At 67.8% G+C, this 10,760-nt stretch carries 10 protein-coding genes, 1 pseudogene and 1 riboswitch; of the genes and pseudogenes, 4 read left to right on the top strand and 7 right to left on the bottom strand.

The window, feature by feature from the left end:
* Positions 1-216: 216 nt before the first annotated feature.
* On the bottom strand, positions 217-837 hold the full coding sequence (locus AB0N06_RS36045; RefSeq protein WP_366138910.1) for an L-threonylcarbamoyladenylate synthase: 621 nt from the start codon (positions 835-837) through the stop codon (positions 217-219).
* A gap of 406 nt (positions 838-1,243) precedes the next feature.
* A complete protein-coding gene (locus tag AB0N06_RS36040; protein ID WP_366138909.1) occupies positions 1,244-2,407 on the bottom strand; it encodes a glycosyltransferase in 1,164 nt (387 codons plus the stop codon).
* A gap of 195 nt (positions 2,408-2,602) precedes the next feature.
* Between AB0N06_RS36040 and AB0N06_RS36035 the strand changes: the two genes are divergently transcribed.
* Together AB0N06_RS36035 and AB0N06_RS36030 are read left to right on the top strand one after the other, a co-directional pair.
* Positions 2,603-3,829 (top strand): aromatic acid exporter family protein, encoded by a 1,227-nt coding sequence (locus tag AB0N06_RS36035; RefSeq protein ID WP_366138908.1) that lies wholly within the window; start codon positions 2,603-2,605, stop codon positions 3,827-3,829.
* Positions 3,830-3,839: 10 nt separating this feature from the next.
* Positions 3,840-4,016, top strand: a complete 177-nt coding sequence (locus AB0N06_RS36030; protein ID WP_366138907.1) for a hypothetical protein — start codon at positions 3,840-3,842, stop codon at positions 4,014-4,016.
* 11 nt (positions 4,017-4,027) lie between these two features.
* On the opposite strand, the gene AB0N06_RS36025 is transcribed toward AB0N06_RS36030, so the two are convergent.
* Positions 4,028-4,981, bottom strand: a complete 954-nt coding sequence (locus AB0N06_RS36025; RefSeq protein ID WP_366138911.1) for a DUF5996 family protein — start codon at positions 4,979-4,981, stop codon at positions 4,028-4,030.
* Positions 4,982-5,555: 574 nt separating this feature from the next.
* Positions 5,556-5,741: riboswitch (cyclic di-AMP (ydaO/yuaA leader) on the top strand.
* Positions 5,742-5,745: 4 nt separating this feature from the next.
* Here AB0N06_RS36025 and AB0N06_RS36020 point away from each other — a divergent pair.
* Positions 5,746-6,513: a LysM peptidoglycan-binding domain-containing protein gene (locus tag AB0N06_RS36020; RefSeq protein WP_366138906.1), complete on the top strand. Its 768-nt coding sequence runs from the start codon at positions 5,746-5,748 to the stop codon at positions 6,511-6,513.
* A 92-nt stretch (positions 6,514-6,605) separates the two neighbouring features.
* Here the strand turns inward: AB0N06_RS36020 and AB0N06_RS36015 are convergent, their stop codons facing one another.
* Positions 6,606-6,746: a hypothetical protein gene (locus tag AB0N06_RS36015; RefSeq protein ID WP_366138905.1), complete on the bottom strand. Its 141-nt coding sequence runs from the start codon at positions 6,744-6,746 to the stop codon at positions 6,606-6,608.
* Positions 6,747-6,885: 139 nt separating this feature from the next.
* Here AB0N06_RS36015 and AB0N06_RS36010 point away from each other — a divergent pair, with 139 nt between their 5' ends.
* Positions 6,886-8,529, top strand: coding sequence for a GMC oxidoreductase (locus AB0N06_RS36010; protein ID WP_366138904.1), 1,644 nt, complete (start codon positions 6,886-6,888; stop codon positions 8,527-8,529).
* Positions 8,530-8,532: 3 nt separating this feature from the next.
* Here AB0N06_RS36010 and AB0N06_RS36005 read toward each other — a convergent pair whose 3' ends face one another.
* The 3 genes and pseudogenes from AB0N06_RS36005 to AB0N06_RS35995 form a co-directional block, all read right to left on the bottom strand.
* The gene (locus AB0N06_RS36005) at positions 8,533-9,012 is read right to left on the bottom strand and encodes a carboxymuconolactone decarboxylase family protein (protein ID WP_366138903.1); all 480 of its coding nucleotides are present in this window, start codon (positions 9,010-9,012) and stop codon (positions 8,533-8,535) included.
* Positions 9,009-10,088 carry a dihydrodipicolinate reductase gene (locus AB0N06_RS36000; protein ID WP_366138902.1) on the bottom strand — a complete coding sequence of 360 codons (1,080 nt, stop codon included), beginning with the start codon at positions 10,086-10,088 and terminating at the stop codon, positions 9,009-9,011. The genes AB0N06_RS36005 and AB0N06_RS36000 overlap by 4 nt, the downstream gene beginning before the upstream one ends.
* 425 nt (positions 10,089-10,513) lie before the next feature.
* Positions 10,514-10,760, bottom strand: a pseudogene (locus tag AB0N06_RS35995) (hypothetical protein); the annotation flags it as partial.

Here is a 10,760-nt window from a genome sequence, read left to right as displayed (position 1 = left end):
CCAACTACGCCGCCCACCGCTACGGCTCCATCGACCACGTCAACTCGGCCTACTGACCGCACGTGCCGGTGATACGGCCGAACCCGGCCAGAACATGCTGCTGGGCCCGGACCCTGAGGGCGGAGACAGCTGAGCGTGTGGAGGTCGACCACGTGGCATCCGAGGCAGGGGCACGCAGTCCCATGCCTCGCACGTGGTGACGCCGTCGGTGTATGGCTATTCGAACCGTGTGGTGTCGCCAGCTCCTCGGCGCACGATCGTGGCTTCGCCTTCGGAGAAGTCGATGACCGTCGTCGGTTCGGTGCCGCAGTCACCCGAGTCGACCACCGCGTCCACCTCGTGGTCGAGCCGCTCCTTGATCTCCCAGCCCTGTGTCATCGGCTCGTCCTCGTCGGGCAGGAGCAGGGTGCTGGAGAGCAGCGGCTCACCGAGCTCGGAGACCAGGGCCTGGGTAACCACGTGGTCGGGAATGCGCACTCCGACCGTCTTTTTCTTCGGGTGCAGCAGCTGACGCGGCACCTCCTTCGTCGCCGGGAGGATGAAGGTGTAGCTCCCGGGCGTGGCTGCCTTGATCGCGCGGAACACGTCGTTGTCGACGTGTACGAACTGACCGAGCTGCGCGAAGTCCTGGCACACCAGGGTGAAGTGGTGACGATCGTCGAGGTTCCGGATCGAACGGATCCGGCCGATGCCGTCACGGTTGCCCAGCTGGCATCCCAGTGCGTAGCAGGAGTCCGTCGGGTACGCGACGAGCGCACCGGAGCGGATGGTCTCAGCCACCGTGCTGATGGTGCGCCGCTGAGGATTTTCGGGGTGCACGTCGAAGTACTTCGCCATTGTTCGAGCTTATGCGATCCGGACTGCCGTGGTGAGGAACAGGATCGGGGACGTCGGCGAGAACCCGGCAAGTCCGGCGCAAGGTAACGGCGTACGACCGCCATGCCCCGGGCTCGCTGCCCCGCACCGGCGGCGCCTCGCTCGTCGGCGTCCCGGCCTGCTGCCCGGGGCGTGCCCTTGTCGACGCGTGGCCACCCGGTGCCGTACCGCGGGCATCGGGTGGCCACGCGTCAGGTGCGACGGTGGCGAGGCCTCGTACCGGGCCGTTGCCAGGACTGTCCTTTTCAGGTGCCCGCCGACGACTGGGCCTCCTCCGCCGCCCAGTACAGCCGGCAAAGCCGGACCGCGCCCAGGTCGTGCTGGCACAGGTTCTCCCACTGACCGCCGCTCGTCCCCTTCCCCGGTCTCAGCGAGGACCGGGCGCCGGACCGGCGCCGAGACTGTCGAGCAGTTCGCCGGCTGTCGGCGTGGCACACATCTCGGCCGCCAGGCGCTCGGCACCCGCCCGGTACGACGGCTTCTTGAGCACCAGTTCGACGGCCGACCGTATGCGGGCGATACCGTCCGGACCGAACCCGGCCGTCTCCTGACCCGGCCCGTCCGCCGTGACGGTCAGACCTGCGCCCGCCCCGGTGACCAGCCTTGCGTTCGTCGGCTGGTCGGCGAAGAGAGGCACGCAGACCAGCGGGACACCGGAGGCGAGGGCGCCGTAGACCGTGCCCGAACCGCCGTGGCAGAGCACGAGGGAGGCGCCGCCCAGTACGTCGGCCTGCGGGACCCACTTCTCCACGCGGACGTTGCGGGGGATCGCCCCGAAGTCCGACACATCGGTGAGGGGACCCGTGGTCAGCAGGACGCGCGCCGGCAGCCCGCTGACGGACGCCAGTACCGCCCGGTACAGGGCGGAGGCGTTCGGCATGCCGCCCACCTCGGTGCCGAGCGTGACGTAGACGAGCGGTTCTTCGCGGCCGTGCCACCGGTCCGGCAGAGCGTTCGGGGCGGGTGGCTGATGGTAGCGCCGGGTCACCGCGTACGGTGAGGGGTCCAGGGAAGCGGGGAGCCGGGTCAGATAGGGGGAGACCCGGAGCCGTTCCGCGATGCCCGCACCGTACGAATCGAGTACAGGGCGGAGCAGTTCGTCGGTGGACTCGGCGAACTGCGCGGCAGATACAGCGACCTGGGCATGTGGGACACCGTGCCGCTCGGCCGCCACCACCGATGCGAGCTCGTACATCTCGTGCAGGACGAGATCCGGCCGCCACTCCCGGCAGAGCTCCTCCAGCGTCGGCAGCATGGCGGTGATGCACAGTCTGCCGAACACCTCCCTGGTCATCAGGGACACGCCCTCGTCCGCGGGCAGCCCCAACACCCGCATCATCAGCGGCACGAGCTCGGCGTCCGGCGGCTCCCCGCCGATGCGGTAGGGAAGTTTCCGGGCGGCCAGTAACGGTTCGAGCTTCGGCGGTGCGACGACGAGGATATCGTCCCCACGCGCCGCGCAGGCGTCGATGAACGGGACAAGCGGGCTGAAGTGGCCCGATCCGCTGGTCGAGGCGACAAGTACACGCATGGCACGAGCGTAGGGATCGGCGCCCCACACCCGCAGGACCGCATTGCGCCGACTTCCGGCACTCCGCCATCGTCCCGCCCTGCTGCCCGCCCACCGGCCCCAGGCGGCGGTACGGACCCGACGACGGGGCCCACGCGCAACCCGTCCGGTGGATTCGTGGTGCTGCAAGCAGACGTACGAGGGAAGGAGAGTGAAATGCCTGAACTCTCCGCACCCGTCATCAAGCTCGTACGGCAGACCACCGAGCCTGTCGCGGCGCAGACCCTGCGCTCCACGGCGGCCGCGGTCATCTCCTATGTCGTCGCGGAGTGGACCCTTCCTCAGCCGGTACCGCTGACGGCTCCACTGACCGCGCTCCTCGTCGTTCAGGTCACCCTGTACGCGACGCTCACCACGGGCATCCGGCGCGTCAACTCCGTCGTCGTCGGGGTGCTCATCGCCATCGGCTTCAGCGCCCTGGTGGGTCTGAACTGGTGGAGCCTGGGTCTGACGATCTTCAGCTCGCTGATCATCGGACGGGTGGTGCGGGTGGACGAGTTCGTGCCGGAAGTCGCCATCAGCGCGATGTTGGTCCTCGGCGTCTCCCAGGTCGCCGCCACCGCCTGGGACCGCGTTCTGGAGACCCTGATCGGTGCGGGCGTCGGCCTGTTGTTCAACCTGCTCGCGCCGCCCGTATGGGTGCAGAACGCAGGCGTGTCCATCGACGAACTGGCGCGGGAGATGGGACAGATGTTCCGGGCCATGGGCGAGGAGGTCGGCGGCCACATCTCGGTCGCGCAGGCAGCTGCGAGACTGCACGACGCCCGCAGACTGGACCACGACATCGTGGCCGTCGACGCCTCGCTCCGGCAGGCCGAGGAGAGCCTCCTGCTCAACCCCCGGATCCGGCAAGGTCTTCTGTACCGCATCGTCCTGCGTACCGGACTCGACACACTGGAGATCTGTGCCGTTGTACTCCGTGTGCTGGCCCGCACGCTGACGGACCTGGCCAAAGCCCGGACCGGGGAAACCATGTTCCCGCAGGACGTGGCCGCCTCGCTCCGGGAACTCTTCGCGCAGATGGCCGACGCCATCGAGAGCTTCTCCACGCTGATCACCACTCCGGTGTCCGCCAATGCCGAGGAGGCGGAGTCGCGACTTGCCGCCGCACTGGCCGCCAGCCGCGCCACTCGGGACGTGGTGGCCGACCTCCTGCTGGAGGACGTTCAGGAGCACCCCCGACAGTGGCAACTGCACGGTGCGCTGCTCGCCGAGGTCGACCGCATTCTGGATGAGCTGGACATCGACAAACGCGCCGAACGCCTTGGCGAGGAACTCGACCGCCACTCCGCTGAACTGCACGAACGCCATCCCCGGATCGCCGCAATTCGGCGGCGGCTCGGCAGCCACCGGGCCCCGCAGCCGACAGTCCCGGGAGGGTGAGGGCGAGGCGATGGGACATCCGTTCCTGGCCGGTTTCGAGCCGGGGGAGAACGGGCTCCGGAACATCGAGGCCGAGGAATATGACGAGGGATGGGAGCTGCTCCGGCCCATCGCGCACCCGGTCGCCCAGCCGACCCCGGGTCCCCAGGGCACGGTTCCCGCGGACTGGGAGTGGCAGCTGCACTGAAGCCGCGCTCCTCATCCACCGGCAGGCGTACAGGGCGTCAGGCACGGGTCGGTGATCCCGCCGGGACAGGCGAGACGGTCGATGTCCCAACCGGCGCGCCCCGCTCCGGCCTGATAGGCGCTTTCGTAGAAGGCGAGTACAGTCGCACGGGGATCGCCCTCGGCGCGGGCCGCGTCGTACGGCAGTACCGCCAGGTGGCTGCCGCCACGATCCACCCATTGCGCCGACACCGGAGTGAGCGGTTCCTCCGCCAGCCGCGCCGGTTCGGGAGCGGTGTACGAGTAGAAGGCGGGCGCGGCGAAATTGTCGTCACCGAACCAGAAACCGAAGCTGATCACTTCCCGGGAGTAGGCCTCCCGCGTCACCGGGTCGATCTGCGCGGGCTGGTCGATCTGACGCTCCGAAAAGCGGGTGTGAGCGATATCGAAGGTGTGCCAGAAATGGTGCACGGGACTGACTTTCCCCGAAAACCGCGCGGCGAATTCCTCCAGTACCAACGCCACTTGACTGAGGACCTGCCAATACCGGTTTGCCTGTTCGGGATCGTATGCCGCGTGCTCCGTGTCCTCGGCGAACGGCCGGTCGGCGTCGGACAGATCGAATGGCTTGGGGAATTTGATATTCACCTCGATACCCAGCGCGTCCAGGGCGGCCATGACCTTCTTGTGGAAGGTAGCCACAGACTGGCCCGAAAGCGGGAACGAGACCGTCACGCCGTCCAGTCTTGTGATGACGAGTTGATGGCCGACGAAGTCGAAGTCCACCGTGAAAATCGGGTTGCCGTCGATCTGTCCCATGGGGCGGGTGGTGATACCCCGGCCAGTGAGGTGAAACGGAACGTTCCACCAGTGATTGCGCCGGACACCGGCCGCGAGACGGATCTTTCCGACGATCTGCGCGAAGCGGTGGAGCGTCTCTTTGGTGTCACGCCACTCGGCGAGCGGCATGGGCGGGAACAGCTCCATCGCCATCACTTCTCTCGTGCTGCCGGACAGTCCCGGCGGGTGGGCAGGGCGTTCTTCCGCACCATCATGGCCACGCCGAAGATGTACGGCACCTTGTGCGGCCACCATGGTGTCGTTCGCGTGAACCTGCACGACCTGGCCGGTGGGCGGCCACTCGCGCGCCGCAGTCGGAGCAGGCAGATGACGCGCGACTGCTCCCGGTCGCCTCCCCGGGGGGACGCCCTTCCCGACGAGCCGAAGCCCGAATGCCTGCCCCTGACGTCAAAATCTCCCGAATGTCCCAATTTTGGCGATAAGGGGAAGTTGCTCGCCGTTCTGGTGAACGTGCAACCCGTGCGGGCCCGAGGACTTTCGTGCCGGGCAAATCGCCCTTTTCGGGCCGAGTGGTGAGAGTCACCTTCCGGGCCCGCGGACGAAGCGGCGTGCCGCCCGGTTCCCTTCTGTGCCAAGAAAGTTGGCTTCGCGGACCGGGGTGGATTGCGAAAATTTCCGCGACTCGATCTTGTAAATGAATTGTGATCGAGAAATGTGGGCTTGTTCAGGTCGGAGTTTCTCGCCTACGGTCACCGTCAATCCGGATGGAACGCCGAATCCTGCCGCCGTCCGGGAACCCGACCACTCACGTACGGCAGGAGCGGGGGACCCACGTAAGCCGCCGATCCGGTATCCGGAACGGCTAGGGGTGAAGTCGTATTCCCATACGGCGAGGCAACTCCAGCCTCAACCCGACAGCTCACCTCGTAGGCGACGGAGAGGAATACGCCATGCCCGCACAGGTTAACCACCGTCGCCGTAAGTCCAGTTCGCTGACTCGCGGACTCATCGCCGTGAGCACGGGCGGTGCCGCTCTCGCGCTTCCGATGATCGGGGCAACCGTTGCCTCGGCAGCGCCGGCGCAGCCTGTCACCGCCGCCGTCGCCAAGACAGCGGCGCCCGCTGCCGCCCCCGCCAAGCCGACTGCCGTGCGGGCAGCTACGCCCACCGTCTATTCCGTGATAGCCGGTGATTCCCTTTACAAGATCGCCCTGAGCCATTCCGTGAGCGGCGGTTGGCAGCAGCTGTACAAGGACAATCGAGCGGTCATCGGAGCCGACCCCGGCGTCCTTCACGCGGGCCAGAAGCTCACCATCGGCGCCACCGCGCCCGCGGCAGTCGCATCCACGACGGCCGCGAGCACTGCCGCCGCCGTCACCGCGAAGCCCGCGACGTACACGAACGACCTCGACGGCTGGATCAAGGAGTCGCTGGCCGTCATGGCCCAGCACGGCATCCCCGGTAGCTACAACGGCATCCACCGCAACATCATGCGCGAGTCCGCGGGCAACCCCCGGGCCATCAACAACTGGGATTCGAACGCCGCCAAGGGCACGCCGTCCAAGGGTCTCCTGCAGGTCATCGACCCCACGTTCCGCGCCTACCACGTGCCCGGTACGTCGATGGACCCTTACGACCCGGTCGCCAACATCACGGCCGCGTGCAACTACGCCGCCGCCAAGTACGGCTCGATCGACAACGTGTTCGGGGCCTACTGACGCCCGGTTGGGTTGATTCGGGCATGACGGGTGGCGAAGGTCCGATGGGGCTTCGCCACCCGTTCCCGTCGGTGTCGCGCACGGGGGGCGATTCAGAAGTCGATCCGCATGACGATTCGCCCGAGTGTGGGCCTGCCGACCTCGACGAACCCTGCGTCGGCGAAAGCGTCACGGCTGCCGACAGGGAGCTCGCCCCAGGGGGTGACGGCACCCGGCCGATCGAGGAAGGCCACCGCGGCCGGCCCGCCTGACGCACGGCGTTGCCCGTCCGGGGCGCCTCGATCGGGCGCATGTTACCCATCGGTATGTAGTGACTTAACATGCGAACCGCAGTAGAACCAGTTTCACTCTCTGGAGAGTGAGGCGTGTCACATGAGTGACTCTAGCATGCACAATGCAGGCCCGAAGGGCGTTTCGCGTCGCAGGTTCATCACAGGAACTGGTTCTATTTTAGGAGCCGTGGCCCTCGCAGGCCACACCACCCCGGCCCAGGCCGGGGTCGGCTCCGCAACCGCCCCGATCGACTCCGGGGCCCATGTCCAGGCCCTGGTGATCGGCACCGGATACGGCGGCTCCGTCGCCGCACTGCGTCTCGCCCAGGCGGGCGTCGACGTGCACATGGTCGAAATGGGCATGGCCTGGGACACCCCCGGCCCGGACGGCAAGATCTTCGCCAACACGACAAGCCCGGACAGCCGGTCGTACTGGCTCCGCACCAGGACCAAGCAGCCCCTCAGTAACTTCCTCGGCTTCCCCATCGACAAGAACATCGCTCGCAACACGGGGATCCTCGACGCCGAGGAGTTCAGCGGGATCACCGTCTACCAGGGCCGCGGCGTCGGTGGCGGATCGCTGGTCAACGGTGGGATGGCGGTCACTCCCAAGCGCGAGAACTTCGGAGCCGTCCTCCCGTCGGTGGATGCCGACGAGATGTACGACATCTACTACCCGCGCGCCAATGCCGGGCTCGGGGCCGGCACCATCGACCCGGCCTGGTTCGACACCGCCGCGTGCTACCAGTACGCCCGGGTCGGCCGTGAGCAGGCCCAGCGTGCCGGCTTCCCGTTCGTCTTCGTGCCCACCGTGTACGACTGGGACTACATGAAGCAGGAAGAGGCAGGAACCGTCCCCAGGTCCGCGCTGGCCGGTGAGATCCTCTACGGCAACAACTACGGCAAGAAGTCGCTGCAGAAAACGTACATCGACCGGATCAGGGCCACCGGCAGGGTCGTCATCTCGCCGCTCCACAAGGTCACTTCGGTCGCCCCGGCAGCAGGTGGCGGTTACACGGTCGTCATCGACCAGATCGACACCGGCGGTGTCACCACGGCCACCAAGACGGTGACCGCCGACCGGGTGTTCTTCGCGGCCGGCAGCGTGGGCACCAGCAAGCTGCTGGTGAAGCTGAAGGCCACCGGCGCGCTCGCCGGCCTGAACAACGAGATCGGTAAAGGGTGGGGCGACAACGGCAATGTCATGTGCGGCCGGGCCAACCACATGTGGGACCCGACCGGCAGCCTCCAGGCGTCCATTCCCACGGGCGGCATCGACAACTGGGCCGCCGGTGGCGCGTTCGCCGAAGTCGCGCCGCTGCCGACCGGGATCGAGACGTACGCGTCGTTCTACCTGTCCATCACCAAGAACCCGAACCGGGCCGAGTTCTCCTGGAACGCCGCGACGGGCACGGTCGACCTGAACTGGCAGACCGCCTGGAAGCAGCCGTCCATCGATGCCGCCAAGACGATCTTCGACCGGATCAACCAGAAGGAGGGGACGATCTACCGGACCGATCTCTTCGGCACCTACAAGATCTGGGGTGACCACCTCACGTACCACCCGCTCGGCGGCGCGGTGCTGAACCGGGCCACCGACAACTATGGCCGCCTGCACGGCTACTCCGGCCTGTACGTCATCGACGGCTCGCTGATCCCCGGCAATACCAGCGTCAATCCGTTCGTCACCATCACCGCGCTCGCCGAACGGAACATCGAGAAGATCATCGCCACCGACCTGTGACGGTCAACGGCCGGGCAGCGCGCACCTGGTGTCGAGACCCAGCACATGGTTGAGCCGGCCGAACGCCAGCCATGATCCGATGCTCATGCTCAGCTCCACGATCTCGAGCTGGCTGTAGTGCGCGGTCATCCGGGACCAGAACGCGTCGTCGAGATTGTGGTGATCCAGGGCGTACCGCTCGGCGTATTCGGCGGCCAACCGGGTCCGGTCGTCGAACACGTCGGTGGTACGCCACTGGGTCACCGCGTCGGCGAATTCCTCCTCGACCTTCACGCCGTCACGTTCGGTCCGCCAGTCGAGGCAGAAGGCGCACCCGTTGATCTGGGCGATCCGCAACCGCGCGGCTTCGAACTCGCGCAGTCCCAGGGTCGTGTGGGCGTACACCGACAGCGAGAAGTTGGATGCGGCGATCCCGATCCCGGGTACCATCTCACCCCACACGTACTCGATCGCGTCCTTGCCCTCGGGGATGTCGATGTTCATGGATGTCTCCTTCCGAGCTTGCCGACTGCTGGGCGCAGCGGGACGTCGAGCGCGTCGTAAAGTCCTGGTTCCGCGTCCACGAGCCAGTCGATGGCACTCACGAGCCGGCCGACCGCGGTGGCGTTCCCGCCCGCGGACCTGTTCTCGCCCTCGTCGGTGGCCTCGACCGTGACCTCGATGCGCGGGCAGCCCTCGATGATGACTCGATGTGCGCCGTCCCCGTCGGGCGGCTTCGGCCAGTCCGGTGCGCAGGAGGGGTGGATGCGCGTGATGTGCTCGATGACGATGCGGGGTTCGCCCCCGACGATGCCCTGCACTTCGAACCGCACGGCGCCCTGGGTGCCGGCCTCGAACGTGCCCATCGTCCTGGTGCTCACCGTGGCGTCGAGCGGGCGCCGGTCCAACGTCTCGCGGATGTCGTCGAGTTCGGCTCCCAGAGCCCTGGCCATCAGCCGTATCTGTCCACCCCACACCATGGTCGGGACGGTCGGTGCGAGCATCAGCGGCTCGTACTCCATCGGCTGGCCCATGCCGACCAGGTACCGGACCGATTCCTCCTGGTCGTAGGTGGAGTAGTCGAAGATCTCCTGACAGCGGATCACGTCCACGGAGGTGCCGAGTCCGCTGATCAGCAAGGGGAGGACGTCGTTGCCCCAGCCGGGGTCGACACCGGAGACGAACAGCGAGCCGCCACCCTCCGCGATGGCGGCCAGCACCGGATCCCGCAGCTCCGGCGGGGCGCCCAACTGGTCGTACAGTGCGTACAGCGCGGGGGTGACGACCACGGCCCCGGCCCGGATCGCCCTGCTGATGTCGGCGAGGGCCTCGTCGGGGCGGATGTCGCCGGACGCGGCGTACACGACGGCCCGGGGACCGGTGGCCAGCACGGCATCGATGTCGGCGCCCGCCATGACCCCCAGCGGACGACCGAGCCCACCGAGTTCGCCCGCGTCGCGTCCCACCTTGTCGGGGTTGTGGACGAGTACGGCGGTGAGCTCGAGCGCCGGATGGGCCTCGACAGCGCGGATCGCGGCGCGGCCGACGTTTCCCGTGCCCCAGACAACCGTGGAAATCATGCGCGGAGGGTAGCGACAGGGCCTGTCACTTCCTAGTGCCGCGACGCGACGAGTTTGCCGGGCGGGGCAGGGGAGTCGGCAGCCACCGCGACACCGCTCGGGCCACGCCGGCTACGTCGTTACCGAATGGGGGAACACCCCCGGGCCGGCCCCTGGGGGATGATCCCGGTGTGGCCGAGGAACGGGATGCAGGAGCGAGCGCAGGCGGCGACGACGCACGCGCCTGGGACGAGCGGCTGGGCCGGGCGTTCGGATTGATCTCGGACCATCCCGAGGAACGGGCGACGGCGCTTGCGGCTCTGGCCGTGGCCAGGAAGAACACCCGGGTGCGGACGGCTGGCACGACATGCACGTCCATGCCCGCGTCCGCCAAGGCTGATGGGGACGCCGTGCGGTCGGGATCCGGTGCGTTCCGCGGATGGCCTCTACGTCGGGTGGGCGTCACTCGGCACGGTGTTGCTGAGCAAGGTGTTCATGAAGCAGCCCCGCGGCACCGCTATGGCGGCGAACCAGTGGCCCAGACGGTGATCGGCCTCGGGGTGAACGAGTCCGGTGAAGCGCGAGCGCGTGGTGGCCGGCTGGGACGGCTCGGGGCCGGCGGCATGGGGCTGGTCTATCTCGCCCGCTCGGCGTCCGGCCGACGGGTGGCGATCAAGACCGTACGTACGGAGC

It is taken from the genome of Streptomyces sp. NPDC051020 (assembly GCF_040683105.1).
Lineage (GTDB): Bacteria > Actinomycetota > Actinomycetes > Streptomycetales > Streptomycetaceae > Streptomyces.
The sequence above is the reverse complement of the archived record's forward strand: the minus strand, read 5'-3'. Positions and strand labels throughout refer to the sequence as shown.